The following is a 15810-nucleotide window of genomic DNA, read 5'->3' on the forward strand; positions in this document are numbered from 1 at the left end:
GGCTACACCCCCTTGCTGACGGCCCTCGGGGCCGCCCGCTTCACTTCATGACGCACTGGGCGGCGTACTGATCAGAGACCTTGGACAGGTCGGGGAAGATGGGGCCCTTGTTGACGAACGCGACCTTGCCGTCGGCGTTCTCGGCCACGTCAGCACGGAAGAACCCGGCCACGGGGAAGTGGTTGGGCTGATAGCGGAATTCGCCGCGCACGGATTGGAAGTCGGCGGCTTCCAGCGCCTTGCGCAACGCGTCCTTGTCGTCGGTCTTGCCGCCGGTCTTCTTGAGCGCCGAGCCGATCAACTGGGCGGCGTCATAGGATTGCGCGGCGTAGCTGGACGGCTCGCGTCCATATTTCTGACGGAAGGCTGCGGCAAAGGCCTTGTTGGCGGCGTTGTCCAGGTCGGGGGAGTACGGCACGTTGGTGACGGCGCCCAGCGCGTCCTTCTGCAGCGCGGGCAACGTGGCGCCGTCGATGGTGTCGACCGACAACAGCGGGATCTTGCCGAAGAGGCCGGCCTGGCGATACTGCTTGATGAAGTTCACGCCCATGCCGCCAGGAAAGAAGACGTATGCGGCGTCGGGCTTGGCGTCGGCCAGCGCGGCCAGTTCGACGGAGTAGTCGGGCTGGTTGACCTGCGTGAACACTTCGTTGACGACGTCGCCTTTGTAGAAGCGCTTGAAGCCGGCCATGGCGTCCTTGCCGGCCTGGTAGTTGGGGGCCAGCAGATAGACCTTCTTGAACCCCATCTGGTTGGCCATTTCGCCGCTGCCTTCGTGGCGCTGGGTGTTGTTCCAGGACGTGGAGAAGAAGAACGGCGAACAGTCCTTGCCGGCAAGATTGGTGGGGCCGGCGTTGGAGCCGACGAGGAAGACGCCGGCGCTGGTCACAGGCCGCACGACGGCGAGCATGACGTTGGAGTAGACGACGCCGGTGATGATGGGCACCTTGTCGCTTTGCACAAGCTTGCGGGCGGCCTGGACGCCGACCTCGGGCTTGAACTGATCGTCTTCCTTGATGACCTGCACGGCCACGCCGCCGAGCTTGCCGCCGCCTTGGTCGACGGCGAGCATGAAGCCGTCGAGCTGGTCTTGGCCGAGCACGGAGCCGGGACCGGTCAGCGTGGTCAGCAGGCCGATCTTGACGTCGGCCTGCGCGGCCGCGTGTAGCGACAGCCCGAGCACCGCGGCGGCGGCCAGCGTATGGATGCGTTTCATGTGATTCCCCTTGCTATGCCGTGTGTCACGGTCGTGGATGTGATGGCGCGCGGGTGCGTGGATTCGCTGGCGCGTGGTTTCACTGCTGCGCTACTGCATCATTGCAGCCCTATTTCATTGCTGCGCCTGCAAGCCAAAGAAGGTCATCGTGTTGCGGAACAGAATCTTCTGCTGCACGCCGGGCACCAGGTCTGCGTGGGTGACGAGCTTGCCGACTTCCTGTTCGCCCAGCGGATAGGGGTAGTCGGAGCCGAGCAGGACGCGGTCTTCGCCCATGACGTCGATGAGCAGGCGTAGCGATCGCGGGTCGAAGACGGCGCTGTCGGTGTAGAAGCGGTCGGTGTACGACGATGGCGGACGCGGGCAGTCTTCGCGGACGATGTCGCGATGGCGCCAGGCGTTGTCGACCCTTCCGAGCAGGTACGCAAAGCTGCCGCCGCCGTGGGCGAAGCACAGCTTGAGGCTGCGGGGAATGCGTTCGAAAGCGCCGGACAAGATCAGGGACAGGATGCCGAGCTGGGTTTCGGCGGGCATGGCGACAAGCCACGGCAGCATCCATTTCTTCATGCGGCCGTCGGTCATCATGTCCCACGGATGCACGAGGACGGGGATGTCGTCGTTGGCGCAGTGGACGAGGAACTGGACAAGCGTGTCGTCGTCGAGGTCGCGCGGGCCGACGTGGTTGCCGATCTGGACGCCTAGATGGCCGGCGGCGCGTGACCGAGTCGCTTCGCGGCAGGCGAGGTCGAGGTCTTGCAGGGGAACCTGGGCCAGGGATTTGAGGCGCGCGGGGGCGTGGGCGCAGTGTTCGAGCGCCAGGTCGTTCATGCGTGCGGCCCAATCGGCGGCAGCCTGCGCGGGGTAGGTGTAGCCGAACATGATGGGCGTGGCGCACAGGATCTGGACATCGACGCCGTGACGGTCCATCTGCTCAATGCGCAGCGCGGGATCCCAGAGGGTGGCGTCGACGGGGCGGAATGGGCGGTCGCCAGCCATGATCTGGCCGGTCGTGCCGTTGCCGTCCGGACGCAGCCAGGGCGCGTTGACGGGGTCAAGCGCAGCGGCTTCCTGCCGGGTGATCGGCGGGAAGAAGTGCGCGTGCATGTCGATTTTCTGGATCATCTTAGGTGGATGCCTGGGCGGGGGTGGGCTGCGCGGACGGGGCTTGGCCTTTGCCGGGATGGATTTCGCCGCAGCCGGGGCAGGTGCGTTTTTCCTGGCTTTGGTAGAAGGCCTGGAAGAGCGGGGGCAGGTCGGTGACGATGCTCTTGAGCTGGACTTCGACGCGATGCACGAGGTGGCGGCAATGCGGGCAGTACCACTCGAATCCGTCGAGCAGGCCTTCTGGGCGCTGGCGTTCGATGACGAGACAGGCGCTGTCGGTTTCGGGGCGTTGGGGGGAGTGGCGGACGTGCGGGGGCAAGAGGAAGATGTCGCCTTCCTTCAAGTCGACGCGTTCGGGCTTGCCGTCGATCCACAGGGATAGCCAGGCGTTGCCGCGTATCTGGTAGAAGAATTCTTCCAGCGGGTCGTCGTGGTAGTCGGTTCGATGGTTGGGTCCGCCGACTACGGTGACGATGAAGTCGCTGTCTTGCCAGATCTGCTGGTTGCCGACGGGGGGCTTGAGCAGATGCGCGTGGTCTTGGATCCAGCGCTGGAAATTCAACGGCGGGCCGTAGGCAGGCATGAGGAACTCCGTGGTGTCGCTTGATGAGGGAGAGTCTAGGCGGGGGAGCGGGGGGCTGCACAATAGAAATTGTGGGGGTGGATATGCGGGTTATCTATCGCGGGGTTTCCCTGGGGTCTCAGTCGTTTAACGCAGGGACTTAGCTTTCGAAGCGCGAGGCGGTTCAATGGCGGGCGCAACGGGGTGTGCAGGTGTTGGGGCACATTCAAGGCGAGCGGATTGAGTATTGAGAGGACTTGTTCGATCTTGAGAGGAGTGGATCGATCTTGGTGCCAACGGATGGTTCTTAAGGCGCCGGGCGCGTCGTCGGCCTGGGGCGCGCGGGGCTACGATTGCGGTCCGGAGCCTTCGCTCCGGACTGCCCCGTCGTCATCGTCGTTGTCGCCTTCGGCGACTGCCTTCCGATTCCCTCGGGCGCATCTACACGCCCCGCGCGCTCCAGGCCGACGCCGCACCCGGCTGCGATGAAATCAGCTTGGCGGTCCGTGGGGCGGGTTGGGTTCTTGAGGTTTTTGTCCGCGTCGGCGCGGGTTTGAAGCGGCTTGCGGTGCCCGCCCCACAGCGGCCGCGCGGGCGGCCTGGTGGGGCTTACGCGGCGTCTTGCGTCGTCGTGATGACGCTTCGCGTGTGGCTGCGATTACTCAGGTGTCTGCTCATCTAGGTGGCTGCTTTCGTAGGCGTCTGCCGACGTAGGTGTCTGACACCCCAGCATTGACCTGCCGCACAGAGCCGATGCTTCCCAGGTGTCTGACACCGGCCTACGAAGCGCCGGCGTCACAAGGCATGATGCCGCGTCGTTTTCAAGCACCCGCCAAGGGTGCGTCCGTCGTCGTCAGCCGCTGGGCCGTAATCTGCTTCAAATAATCCACCAACCGCTGACAAGCCGGCGTCAACGGCCGATCGGCTCTGATCGAATACCCGACGTCGCCAAACGCGCCAAACACGTTGGTAGGCAGCCGGGCCAGGATGCCCATCGAAAGAAACTGCGCCGCAGCGTCATGAGGAATAAGCGCCAGCGCATCGCTATGCATCAGCACGCCGATATTGGTCAAGAGAGACAGCGATTCAACATGCCGGGCCGGCAAACGCAATCCCGCATCAAAGAACGTGCGCTCTATCGACGCGCGCAGCGGCGACGTCGGTGCGGGCAGGATCCAGATGTGATCCATCAAATCCGCCAAGGCCACATCCGTGGCGCCAGCCATCGGATGACGCGCACCGACGACCAGGCACAGGTCTTCGTGGTAGAGCTTGTGATGATCGACAGCAACCCCGGAGATCGAAGCCATATCCGCGCCGGGCAGGCGGCCGACGACGATATCTACGTCGCCGGTTGCAAGCGCAGGCAGCAATTGCGCTGAGGGGCCTTCGCGGACAGTGACCTGGATGCCGGGGTGGTCGGTCATGAGGCGGGCGATGGCTTCGGGTAGGAGCTTGGCGGAGGCGGCAATCAAAGTGCCGACGACGACGTGGCCGCTGGCGCCGCCAAGAACAGCGTCGATGTCGTCGGCCATGTAGCGCACTTCGGCCATCATGGCGTGCACGCGGCGGCCCAGCACGAGGGCGAGTTCGGTGGGGGTGACGCCGCGGTTGGAGCGTTCGAACAAGGTCGAGCCGAAGAACGCTTCGAGGTCGTGGATGGCCTTGGTGACGGTGGGTTGCGTCAGGTGCAGTTCGCTGGCGGCGCGCGATAGGGAGCGGCGCGCCAGGACGCGTTCGAAGATCTGAAGCTGGTGCAGCTTGAGCTTGTGGCTCAGCGCGTTGGGCGTTATGCGGAAGTTCGACATCCGTGCGGCCGCCCCGGCGCGTGGCCGCGGACGATGGTCCTGTTCCCTGGGTGAGTCCGACATGCCGCCGCCCATGGTGCGTTGTCCGGATCGCCGGGGATCGGCTAGCGGGCGGCGGGCTTGTAGGCGACGGCCTTTATTTCGATCAGCAAATGCGGGTGCGGCAACTGGTGCACCGCAACCGTGGTGCGCGCCGGACCGTCGGCGTCGAAGAACTCGCCGTAGGTCTGATTGTATCCACCGAAGTCGTTCATGTTGACGAGGAAAGTGCTGATCTCGACGACGTCGGCAAGCGTGGCGCCGGCGGTGGCGAGGATGTCGCGGATGTTCTCGATAACGGCGCGGGTCTGTTCGCGGATGTCTAGCGTGGTGGTGCCCATGGCGTCGACCTCGGCGCCGGCGATGCGGTTGTCGGGCAGGCGCGAGCTGGTGCCGGAGACGTACAGGAAGTCGCCGGCGCGTTTGATGTGGGGATACTTGCCGCGGGGCGTGGCCTTGCCGGGGACGACGGTGGCGGTGGGGGTAGGCTGGTTCATCTTGCGGTCCTTTGTGTCGAGGTGGCAGCGTTTGATGCTGACGTTGCCGGTGCGGGGTAGTGCTGTCGGAGCTTGATGCAGAGGTTTGAGGGGCGTTCTCGCGTTATCAGAGCTTGATGCAGACGTTGGTCGGTTCGGTGTAGAAGTGCAGCGAGTGGCGTCCGCCCTCGCGGCCGATGCCGGAAAGGCCGCTGCCGCCGAATGGCGTACGCAAGTCGCGGAGGAACCAGCAATTGACCCACGCAAGGCCGACCCGCATGGCCTGGGCGACACGGTGGCCGCGCGTGAGGTTCTGGGTCCAGACGGCGGCGGCCAAGCCGTAGCGGGTGTCGTTGGCCAGGCGGATGGCTTCGTCCTCGGTGTCGAAGGGGGCGATGTGGCAGACGGGGCCGAAGACTTCTTCCTTGATGCAGCGGGCGTCTTCGGACAGGCCGGTCCAGATGGTGGGTTGTACGTAGGCGCCTTCATCGCGGGCGTCGCCGAAGGCGGGCACGCCGCCGCCGGTGACGACAGTTGCGCCTTCTTCACGGGCGAGGGCGAAGTAGGACAGCACTTTTTCGCGATGCTCGCGCGAGACGAGCGGTCCCATTTCGGTGTCTGGGTCCAGCGGCCAGCCTATGCGCATGGCGCGCGCGCGGTCCGCCAGCGCGGCGACGAAGCGGTCGTAGATGGGGCGCTCGACGTAGACACGCTCGGTGCACAGGCAGACCTGGCCGCAGTTGGCAAAGACCGAGCGCGTGACGCCGTCGACGGCCGCGTCGAAGTCGGCGTCGGCGAAGACCAATGCGGCGTTCTTGCCGCCGAGCTCGAACGATACGGGTTTCACGCCGGGCGCCACGGCGCGCATGATGGCGGCGCCGGTGGAGGATTCGCCGGTGAAGGTGATGCCGTCGATGTCGGGATGCGTGGTCATGAACTCGCCGGCCGAGTTCGGGCCAAAGCCATGCGTCAGGTTCAGGACGCCGGGCGGCAGGCCGGCGTCGTGCGCGACTTCGGCGAGCAGGGTGGCGGTGGACGGCGTGACTTCGGACGGCTTCATGATGACGGTGTTGCCGAACGCCAGCGCTGGCGCGACTTTCCAGGTCAGCAATAAGAGGGGCAGGTTCCAGGGCGAAATCACGCCGACCACGCCGAGCGGCTTGCGGTAGGCGTAGTTCAACGCCTGGCGGCGGTCGGGCGTGTCGGTCATGTAGCTTTCCATGTCCAGCGTGCGGGCCAGTTCCGCAAAGGTGCGGAAATTGGCCGCGCCGCGCGGGATGTCGATCTTGCCGGCCCAGCCGATGGGCTTGCCGGTGTCGCCGATCTCGGCTTGCAGGAAGTCGTCGAACCGGCGCTCTATGCCGTCTGCCAGCGCCAGCAGGTAGTCGGTGCGCGCCGCCACGGGGAGCGCCGCCCAGGCGGGCAAGGCGCGCCGCGCCGCGATGACGGCGCGGTCGACCTGGTCGCGGCTGGCTTCATGCACCTGCGCGAGCAGTTGCCCGTCTACCGGACTGTGTTTGTCGAAGGTGGACGCGCCGTTTTCGAAGCGGCCGTCCAGGTAGTTGCGCAGTTGGCGAGTCGGCATCGGCGTGTTCCCAAGAAGTCAGATAGGGCGTTTCAGATAAATACGTATACGTACTATATTGGCGGATATTAGGCAGTGGTCGAATCCAAGTCAATGCGCATTTGCGAGGACGGCTGCGCCTACAATCGCCAGGCACATTCCATGGATGCCAGATGACCGCCGCTTCCCGATCCGCCCGACCGGCTTCCGCCCGGACCCTGAAGGAATTCGACCTGACGCATGTGGCGTCGCACTTGCTGCGCCGTGCGCATTTCCGGGCCGAGGCGCTTTTCACGCAGGCGTTTCCGGACGAGGACCTGACCCCGCGCCAGAAGGCGTTGCTGGTCACGGTCTATCAAAATCCCGGCGCGACGCAGAATCGCATCGCCGAGCTGATCGCGCTGGATCGGAATTCCTTTGCGGAAATGATCGCGCGGATGACGAAGAAGGGGTACGTGCGCCGGACGCGGTCGGCGGAAGACGGACGCGCTTATGCGCTGGAGATTACGCCGGAAGGGGCGGCGCTGCTCGCGCGCGTCCTGCCCCGAGACGCGGAGGTGGAGGCGCAGGTGCTGGCGCCAATCCCAGAGGAATTGCGGCCGGTGTTCCTGCAGTGTTTGCGTCTGATGGCAGGTTTGGAAACCGCGCCCGCGCCTTGATGCGGACGCCGCAGGTATCGCGGCGAGTCAGCTCTCGCTTTTGGGAACTGGCGCAGGCGGGGGCGTTTGAGAAGACGCTTGCGAGGGCGCTTGTGGATAGGTCGGCGCAGGCGCTTGAGGATGCGCCTGCGGAGTCATGTGCGAAGACGCTGGAGGGACCGGGTGTGCGCTTGCCGGTGCAGGCGTCGGCGACGACGTGCGCGGCGGCATCTGCGCGGCCGCCTGCCGCGGCCGTTCCACTTTCCCAAACCGCAACGCAAACTGGCGCGTGAACACGGCGCCAAAGAAGAAGATTTGCGCGGAATACCAGATCCACAGCAGCAGCGCGATCAGCGAACCCGCCGCGCCGTACGCGGAAACGGCGGCGCCGCGGCTCAAGTACAGCCCGATACCCCACTTGCCCAGCAGGAACAGGGCGGCCGTCACGACGGCGCCCGGGATGACGTCCGGCCACGAAATCCTGGCGCTGGGCAGCAGCTTGAAGATCACGGCAAACAGCGCCGCCACGACCGAAAACGAAAACAGGTTTGACGCCCACTCCGCCACGATCGAGAAGGTCGAATTGGCCCAGAGCGAGCCATAGATGCCGCGCGCAGCAGCAAGCGCGGCGTTCACGGTCAACGACACCAGCAAGAACAGCGCCAGCACCAGCACCAGACCGAACGACAGCAGGCGGCTTCGCACCAGCCCTTTAATGCCGCTCTTCTGGTTGGCCTGCACTTCCCACAACTCATCCAGGCTGGCCTGCAATTCCGCAAAGGCGGTGGTGGCGCTGAAGATCAGCACGCCGATCGACACCATGGCCGCAATCCAGCCGCTGCCGGATTCGTGCGCACTGGCAAGTACCGTCTGGATCACCTCGGCGCCGCGCTCGCCGATGAGGTCGCGCAACTGCGCAAACAGTTCGGAACGCACGGCTTCTTCGCCAAAGAAAGCGCCCGCCACCGCAATCACCAGCAGCAGCATCGGGGCCAGCGAAAACACCATGTACAGCGCCAGCGCGGCGCCCTTGCTGGACGCGCGATGGCTGGACCATTGCCTGGCTGAGTCCATCAGCAAACCGCCGATCTGTGAGGGTCGCAGTACTTGCAGAACGGTTCTGGGCAGTCGCATGGCGCAATGTCTCGGTAGGGCGAGCCTTCATTGTAGGGACGCGTACAAGCCCCAGATACGGTCAGATTGTTGGCAAACGTTTTCAAACGCCGGGATATTTGCCGCTACTGAAACAACACGCAAAGTATCGGGCGCCATTTCGGTGCGCAAAAAAGAAAAACCCCCGGGGCGAAGGACCGGGGGTTTTTCGGATACTGCATTCCCCGGCCGAAGCCGGGGAGGCCTTGCAAGAACAGCGGGACTTAGAAGTCCATGCCGCCCATGCCGCCCATGCCACCGGGCATGGCCGGAGCAGCGGGCTTGTCTTCAGCCAGTTCAACAACGGCGGCTTCGGCCGTCAGCAGCAGGCTGGCGACGGAGGCAGCGTTTTGCAGGGCGGTGCGGGTCACCTTGGTGGGATCCAGCACGCCTTGCTCGACCAGGTCGGTGTACTCGCCGGTCGCGGCGTTGTAGCCGTAGTTGCCCTTGCCACCCAGCACGTTGCTGACCACGACGCTGGCTTCTTCGCCGGCGTTCGTGACGATGGTGCGCAGGGGCTCTTCCACAGCGCGCAGGATCAGCTTGATGCCGGCGTTCTGGTCAGGCGTGTCGCCCTTCAGGTCAGCGATGGCTTGCTTGGCGCGCAGCAGCGCAACGCCGCCACCAGCCACAACGCCTTCTTCCACTGCAGCGCGGGTGGCGTGCAGGGCGTCTTCGACGCGAGCCTTCTTTTCCTTCATTTCGACTTCGGTGGCAGCGCCAACGCGAATCACGGCAACGCCGCCGGCCAGCTTGGCCACGCGTTCTTGCAGCTTTTCACGGTCGTAGTCGGACGTGGCTTCTTCGATCTGCACGCGCACTTGCTTGACGCGGGCTTCGATGGACTTGCTGTCGCCAGCGCCGTCGATGATCGTGGTGTTTTCCTTGCCCACTTCGATGCGCTTGGCTTGGCCCAGTTCAGCCAGACCGGCCTTTTCCAGCGACATGCCGGTTTCTTCGGAGATCACCGTGCCGCCCGTCAGGATGGCGATGTCTTCCAGCATGGCCTTGCGGCGGTCGCCGAAGCCCGGGGCCTTGACGGCGGTGGTCTTCAGGATGCCACGGATGTTGTTCACAACCAGGGTGGCCAGCGCTTCGCCTTCGACGTCTTCCGCGATGATCAGCAGGGGACGGCTCGACTTGGCAACTTGTTCCAGCACGGGCAGCAGGTCGCGGATGTTGCTGATCTTCTTGTCGAAGATCAGGACGAACGGGTCGTCCAGGACGGCAACTTGCTTGTCCGGGTTGTTGATGAAGTAGGGCGACAGGTAGCCGCGGTCGAATTGCATGCCTTCGACGACGTCCAGCTCGTTTTCCAGCGACTTGCCGTCTTCGACGGTGATGACGCCTTCCTTGCCGACCTTGTCCATCGCGTCAGCGATGATCTGGCCGATGGAGGTGTCGCTGTTGGCCGAGATGGAACCGACTTGGGCGATTTCCTTGCTGGTCGTGACCGGCTTGGATTGCTTTTGCAGTTCGGCGACGGCGGCGGCGACAGCCTTGTCGATGCCGCGCTTCAGGTCGATGGGGTTGAAACCGGCGGCAACGTACTTCAGGCCTTCCTGAACGATGGCCTGGGCCAGCACGGTGGCGGTCGTGGTGCCGTCACCGGCGTTGTCGGAGGTCTTGGACGCGACGTCCTTAACGAGTTGGGCGCCGATGTTTTCGAACTTGTCCTTCAGTTCGATTTCCTTGGCGACGGACACGCCGTCCTTGGTCACGGTCGGGGCGCCGAACGAGCGCTCCAGCACGACGTTGCGACCCTTGGGGCCCAGGGTGGTCTTGACAGCGTTGGCGAGAACGTTCACGCCACGGACGATGCGCACGCGAGCGTCATCACCGAACAATACTTGCTTGGCAGCCATTTCTTAGCTTCCTTCGAAAATTCGTTTGAGGCGGGAGATTTACTGAACCACGGCGAGGATTTCGTCCTCGCGGATGACGAGCAGTTCTTCGCCATCAACCTTCACGGACTGGCCGGCGTACTTGCCGAACAGAACCTTGTCACCAGCCTTCAGGTCGACCGGCAGGATCTTGCCGTCTTCGGTCTTCTTGCCGGGGCCGACGGCCACGACTTCACCCTGGTCGGGCTTTTCAGCGGCGCTGTCGGGGATGACGATGCCCGAGGCAGTCTTGCGCTCGTTTTCGAGGCGTTTGACGATCACGCGATCGCCCAGGGGACGCAAGGCCATGAGGAACTCCTGTTAACTAAATGAAAGAGGTGGTCGGTTGCCCGGGAGGCGTTAGCACTCACCGGAGTCGAGTGCTAATTATAGGGATGATGTTCTGAGGTTCAAGGGGGGGCGGGGCGCTGTTACATATTTGGAGGCCCGGGCAGGGATCACGGTGTCTTGATCAACGGACTCGAGGTCAGTTGTTCTTCTCTGCCACCTGCCTCCCGCCTGATGACAAGTTTCGAACCTGTCTGATTCGAATGCGCAATCGATCTCTATATCGTATCGCCGCATCGCGGATGTGGCAGGCGAGTGGGCTTTCTCGGGTGAGTTGGCGGTCTCCGATATTTGCCAAGGCGAATACTGCAACTGACGCTCAAACCCGGAGGCTAATCTATCGTGTTGTTTGCACCCAGTATTAAAACCGTGAGGTTGACGAGTCGCGTTGCTGTCGCCGGAGCTATGCTGACCGTCGTCGCCAACCTGGCGGGATTTTATAACGTCACATACCGGCCTTGGAGCGATAACGAGATTCCGCCATGGCTGAACTGGTTTGGAATCCAGCTGGCATTCGGAGGCTGGCTCATCATGTTGCTTGGTGGCAAAAGGTGGCTCGGTTGGGGCGCGGTGGTGCTCTCTGTCGTACTGCTAAATGTATTTTGGCCCTCGCGAATGCACATTTACCTATTCGATGCGAGCAATGAATCCGTATACGGGCCACCTTATCGCATCAGCTACGAGCCTTTTCGCAACTGGAGATGGCGAGTCACTCAAGACGAGGGACTGACGCCCGGAAGTAGTACGTTTTCCGGCCAGAGATTCACGTACAAGAAAGTGACTGCCGCGGTGGCTGATGACGCTGGTGATATCTCGATTCAAGATTTCAGATGCGAGGCCCGCAGGGAGGTCTATTGGGGGCCCATATCGGTTACGTATGCGCGAGCTTTTCCCGACAATCCTCTGAGCCCCTATTTCAACTTGCCTGAAGACCCTGCAAGTCTCAATCTCAAGGGATGTTCCATCGTCGAGGAGAAAGGTAGGTAGTGCTGTGACGCGGCCACGAGGACCGTACATTCGGTATTCTGGACCTTCAAAAGTCGTAAAGCCGCGCCGCGTTATCGACCAGGATCGCCTGCCTCTCCGCTTCGCTCACCCACGCGCAGAAGGCCGACAGCTGTTCACCATCGTCAATCGGATGAAGCGGTTCACTGCGATCGCGCGTGCGGGCCACGCCCGGCCAAGCCCCCGAATGCGGCCAGTCGGTGCCCCACAGCATGCGATCAAGCCGGGTATTGATGAGGGCGCGTGCGATCTCTCGCGCCTCGATGGGCGGGCGGCCATCCTGCCAGACCGTCAGGCGGTACGGCGCTGAGAGCTTCACGTACACATTGCCTGATGCCACGATCTCCAGCAGCGCATCGAAGCCGGGCTGGCCCGTGCCGGCCACGGCGCTTGCCAGTGCGAAATGATCGATCACGACGGGCACGGGGCAGTCGCGCAGTGCGGGTGCGAGCGCGCTCACGACCGGCAGCGTGGTGTAGATCTGCACGTGCCAACCGAGATCGGCAACCTGTTCGGCGGTGCGCGCCAGCGCATCGCGCGCGATGGCCGGATCCTGCTGGCCGAATGATTGCAGGTTGACGCGTGCGCCCCTCACGCCCGCCGCATGCAGCGCGCGCAGGCCGTCGCGCGAGATATCGGGCGCCAGGACCGCGACGCCGCGCGATGCATGGCCTGCCGCATTCAGGGTGGCAAGAGCATCGGTCATGCACCGATTGTCGGTGCCTTGCGGGCTGGCCTGCACGACGACAGCGCGGTCGATCCCAAGCGCCGCGTGCAGCGCAAGCAGATCATCGGTCGACGCAAGCCCCGGCATGAACACGCGGCTTTCGGCCAGCTGATAGCGGTCGAACGGGCCGAAGATGTGCACATGGCAATCGCAGGCGCCAGGCGGAATTGTGCCGGTGACCGGGCTGTGACGGACGCCCAGCACGGTACGCGGGTCGTCGGGAGTAGCGGCAAGCTGGGTACGGCTCATGGGATGCTCGGGAAGATGATGGGGAAAGGGCGTACACGCGGCCGCGCTCAAGGGTTCTGCTTGATGCCGGCGGTCTGGATCAGCCGCACCCATTTGTCGCGATCGGCCTGGTAATAGCGGGTGAAGGCCGCCGGGCTGTCATCGGACAGTGCGTAACCCTGCGCCTCCAGCTTCTCGCGCACATCCGGCAGGCGAAGCACGCGGCGCACCTCCGCGTTCAGCGCGTTGACCACGTCGGGCGGCGTGGCGGCGGGTGCAAGCAGGCCAAGCCAGGTCGCGACCTCGTAGTCCTTCAGGCCCGCCTCTGCCGTGGTCGGCAACTGCGGCGCGAAGTTGACGCGCGCTTTGCTGGTCACGGCCAGCGCGCGCAGGCGCTGATCCTTCATGTAGGGCAGGGCCGTCGAGGCGTTCGCGAACATGAACGGCAACCGGCCCGCCAGCATTTCGGTGATGCAGGCTTGTTCGCCCGCAAACGGGATGCTGTGCAATTCGATGCCCGCCGTCTGGGCGAACAAGACGGCCGCCATATAGGGCGAGGTGCCGATGCCTCCCGAGCAGAAATCGATCTCGCCCGGCGCGGTCTTGGCCTGGGCAATGAGCTCCTGGACGGAGGTGGCGCGCAGCTTCGGCCCGGCCAGCAGCACTTGCGGCGCACTGCCCACCAGCGCCACGCCAGTGAAGTCCTTCATGGGATCGAACGTTGTCACGTTCTGCAGCGTGGGCGCGACGGCGACGGTCGTCTGGCTGGCGAGCAGCAGGGTGTTGCCATCGGGCCTCGCGCGAGCCACGTAGGCCGCCGCGATCATGGAGGCGGCGCCGTTCTTGTTCTCCACCATCACGGCGCGGCCGCCCACCTGCATGTGCTGCGCCACGATGCGGGCCACGGTGTCGGGCGCGCCTCCCGGCGGCGCACCGACCACGATCCGGATCGTGCCGCCCGCCGGGGTCTCGGACAGCGCGGGCGCGCCCGAAGCCAGCAATACGGTGCCGAGCAGCGGAGTAAGCAGTCTGGCCAGCAGCCTGCGTGGGTATACGCCAGGGGTCGTGCGCATCGGTGTCTCCTCGCGATGTCGCCGTGCGCCGCATGCAAGCCGCGCCGGCTGTTGTGATGTGGAGTCAGTGTCCGGCAGGCAGATTGATATAGTCAAATATATAAATTGAGTCATTTCATACATAGATATGTATGAACAACGAGGTTCACATGAATAAACGCGAGATGGCGCTGTTCGAAGCCGTGGGGCGCACCGGCTCCGTCACCTTGGCGGCTGCATCCACCGGGATGTCGCAGCCCGCGGCAAGCGCGATGCTGAAGTCGTTGGAAGACAAGCTGGGCTTCGCGCTGTTCAGCCGCGAAAAGCGCCGGCTGGCGCTGACCGCCGAGGCTCGCTTGCTGCTGCCGGAGATCGTCCATGCCTTGGCGGCGATGGACAACGCCGAACGTATGGCGGCCAGCATGCGGGGCGGGGCGCAGGCGCGACTGGACGTGGGGGCCGTTGCGGCCGTGGGCGCGAGCATCCTGCCCGGCGCGATGGCCTGGTTGCAGGCCCGGGAGCCCGGTGTGCGGGTCAGCGTGCGCACGGACATGACGCTAGGGGTGACGGGGCTGGCGGCCGATCAACGCATCGATATCGGCGTGGTGATCGGCTCGGCCGCGCTGCCAAACGTAGGCCAGCGCACGCTGGCGCGGCTGAGCCTGCAGGCCGTGATGCCGGCGGGCCACGCGCTGGCGAATCGACACCGTCTGGCATTGGCCGACCTGGCGGACACCCCCTACATCTCGCTCAGTCGTCACTTGCAGGTGGGGGCACTGACGGCGCGGCGGTTCGAGCAGGAGCGCTTGCCGTTTCTACCGGTGATCGAGGTGAATCAGTATTCGGCCGCCTGCGCCTTTGCGGAACGCGGCCTGGGCGTGGCCATCCTTGACAGCATGAGCGGCCTGTATGCGCGCCGTCACGGGCTCAGCGTCGTGCCCGTCGATGTGGAAGGCGGTCTCGATCTGGCCATCGTGTGGCCGTTGAATCGGGGGCTGGGACGCGTGGCGCGGCAGCTCGAGGCTGGGCTGGTGCATGAGATGTCGCACGCCACAGAGTAGGCGGGCGCCAGCCTTTTGAGCCTGAACTTGCCGGGAACCATGTCGAGCGCGCCCGGTGCAGGCGAGGTGCGCATCGCGGTCCCGCCTGGTACTGACCGCGGCTGCGGACAGTTGAATCGAATCGCCTGGTCGCTACGTCATTTGAAGAACGGACATCGACGAGACGCTCATGATGATTCCAGTTGCGGCAAGCAGTGTGCGCACAAGCAACCGCAGCACTACTGGCGAGAACGGAGGCGGCCTGCGTGCGGTCAGTATCGTGACCAAGAGCACGATCGGCACGGCCATTATCGTCAATTCGAATGACAGCCCGGTGAAGCCGATCGTCGGCATCATGACGGCGAATCGAATCAGTCCGGCGGCGCCGTTGAGGAACATCAGGGATTCCCGTGTTCTAGCCAGATCCCAAGGCTGCCGGTACAACAGGAATACAAGCGGCGGCCCGCCTGCGGCGAATAGACCGTTCATCAGACCGGAAAGGAATCCCACCGCAAGAAAAGCGCCTGGCGCAGACTCAGCGGCCCGCGGTTGGTTGCTCCGTCCCAACATCCAGGCGCAATAAATGATGCTCAGGCCGAGCAGAAGACGCAGTAGCTCATAAGCGTTACCCATGATCCACGCCAGGGCCGCTATCCCCAACATCGTGCCTAGCATGCTGGCAATCAGGAGCGGCCACAATTTCCGGTCCAGCCGTAATGCTCGCCGCCTGTAAAGAAACACGGCCGCGTTGACCACTGCAATGATCGAAACGGCATTGACGACATCCGGCAGCGGCAAGATTCCGGCGGCGCCGGTGAGGCCGAGCAGGACCAGAGCGAGCGCGAAGCCCGTCAGGTTCTGCGCGTACACCGCTACCGCAACGAAGACGAGGAACAGCATGCTGTTCAGCATGGCTCAAGCTCCTCGTCGCGACGGATTGACGTCATGTCGGCGCGCGCCGGTCAAGC

At 64.1% G+C, this 15810-nt stretch carries 14 protein-coding genes and 1 pseudogene; 3 read left to right on the forward strand and 12 right to left on the reverse strand.

What is annotated here, in order from left to right; translation table 11 throughout:
* Positions 1-40: 40 nt before the first annotated feature.
* From HV681_RS08145 to HV681_RS08170, 6 genes are all read right to left on the reverse strand, one after another.
* Positions 41-1216: an ABC transporter substrate-binding protein gene (locus tag HV681_RS08145; protein ID WP_175122583.1), complete on the reverse strand. Its 1176-nt coding sequence runs from the start codon at positions 1214-1216 to the stop codon at positions 41-43.
* Between the two features lie 114 nt (positions 1217-1330).
* The gene (locus HV681_RS08150) at positions 1331-2338 is read right to left on the reverse strand and encodes an amidohydrolase family protein (protein ID WP_175122584.1); all 1008 of its coding nucleotides are present in this window, start codon (positions 2336-2338) and stop codon (positions 1331-1333) included.
* A gap of 1 nt (position 2339) precedes the next feature.
* On the reverse strand, positions 2340-2903 hold the full coding sequence (locus HV681_RS08155; protein WP_175122585.1) for a 3-hydroxyanthranilate 3,4-dioxygenase: 564 nt from the start codon (positions 2901-2903) through the stop codon (positions 2340-2342).
* An 800-nt stretch (positions 2904-3703) separates the two neighbouring features.
* Positions 3704-4765 carry a LysR substrate-binding domain-containing protein gene (locus HV681_RS08160; RefSeq protein WP_175122586.1) on the reverse strand — a complete coding sequence of 354 codons (1062 nt, stop codon included), beginning with the start codon at positions 4763-4765 and terminating at the stop codon, positions 3704-3706.
* 29 nt (positions 4766-4794) lie between these two features.
* Positions 4795-5226: a RidA family protein gene (locus tag HV681_RS08165; protein WP_175122587.1), complete on the reverse strand. Its 432-nt coding sequence runs from the start codon at positions 5224-5226 to the stop codon at positions 4795-4797.
* Positions 5227-5332: 106 nt separating this feature from the next.
* Positions 5333-6790, reverse strand: a complete 1458-nt coding sequence (locus HV681_RS08170) for a 2-hydroxymuconic semialdehyde dehydrogenase (RefSeq protein ID WP_175122588.1) — start codon at positions 6788-6790, stop codon at positions 5333-5335.
* A gap of 152 nt (positions 6791-6942) precedes the next feature.
* Here HV681_RS08170 and HV681_RS08175 point away from each other — a divergent pair, with 152 nt between their 5' ends.
* Positions 6943-7428, forward strand: coding sequence for a MarR family winged helix-turn-helix transcriptional regulator (locus HV681_RS08175; RefSeq protein ID WP_175122589.1), 486 nt, complete (start codon positions 6943-6945; stop codon positions 7426-7428).
* Between the two features lie 219 nt (positions 7429-7647).
* On the opposite strand, the pseudogene HV681_RS08180 reads toward HV681_RS08175, so the two are convergent.
* The 3 genes and pseudogenes from HV681_RS08180 to groES form a co-directional block, all read right to left on the reverse strand.
* Positions 7648-8541 (reverse strand): annotated as a pseudogene (locus tag HV681_RS08180) (YihY/virulence factor BrkB family protein); the annotation flags it as partial.
* A gap of 242 nt (positions 8542-8783) precedes the next feature.
* Entirely contained in the window at positions 8784-10424 is a 1641-nt protein-coding gene (gene groL / locus HV681_RS08185) for a chaperonin GroEL (RefSeq protein ID WP_175122591.1), read from the reverse strand.
* A 39-nt stretch (positions 10425-10463) separates the two neighbouring features.
* On the reverse strand, positions 10464-10751 hold the full coding sequence (gene groES / locus HV681_RS08190) for a co-chaperone GroES (protein WP_006221616.1): 288 nt from the start codon (positions 10749-10751) through the stop codon (positions 10464-10466).
* A gap of 444 nt (positions 10752-11195) precedes the next feature.
* Between groES and HV681_RS08195 the strand changes: the two genes are divergently transcribed.
* Positions 11196-11777 carry a hypothetical protein gene (locus HV681_RS08195; protein ID WP_175122592.1) on the forward strand — a complete coding sequence of 194 codons (582 nt, stop codon included), beginning with the start codon at positions 11196-11198 and terminating at the stop codon, positions 11775-11777.
* A 46-nt stretch (positions 11778-11823) separates the two neighbouring features.
* Here HV681_RS08195 and HV681_RS08200 read toward each other — a convergent pair whose 3' ends face one another.
* Together HV681_RS08200 and HV681_RS08205 are read right to left on the reverse strand one after the other, a co-directional pair.
* On the reverse strand, positions 11824-12771 hold the full coding sequence (locus HV681_RS08200; protein WP_175122593.1) for an amidohydrolase family protein: 948 nt from the start codon (positions 12769-12771) through the stop codon (positions 11824-11826).
* A gap of 47 nt (positions 12772-12818) precedes the next feature.
* Positions 12819-13823 (reverse strand): tripartite tricarboxylate transporter substrate-binding protein, encoded by a 1005-nt coding sequence (locus HV681_RS08205; protein ID WP_175122594.1) that lies wholly within the window; start codon positions 13821-13823, stop codon positions 12819-12821.
* A gap of 149 nt (positions 13824-13972) precedes the next feature.
* Here HV681_RS08205 and HV681_RS08210 point away from each other — a divergent pair, with 149 nt between their 5' ends.
* Positions 13973-14863: a LysR family transcriptional regulator gene (locus tag HV681_RS08210; RefSeq protein WP_175122595.1), complete on the forward strand. Its 891-nt coding sequence runs from the start codon at positions 13973-13975 to the stop codon at positions 14861-14863.
* Between the two features lie 132 nt (positions 14864-14995).
* Here HV681_RS08210 and HV681_RS08215 read toward each other — a convergent pair whose 3' ends face one another.
* The gene (locus HV681_RS08215) at positions 14996-15754 is read right to left on the reverse strand and encodes a TSUP family transporter (protein WP_175122596.1); all 759 of its coding nucleotides are present in this window, start codon (positions 15752-15754) and stop codon (positions 14996-14998) included.
* Between the last annotated feature and the right edge of the window lie 56 nt (positions 15755-15810).

The sequence above is a fragment of the Achromobacter animicus genome (assembly GCF_902859585.1).
GTDB lineage: Bacteria > Pseudomonadota > Gammaproteobacteria > Burkholderiales > Burkholderiaceae_B > Achromobacter > Achromobacter animicus.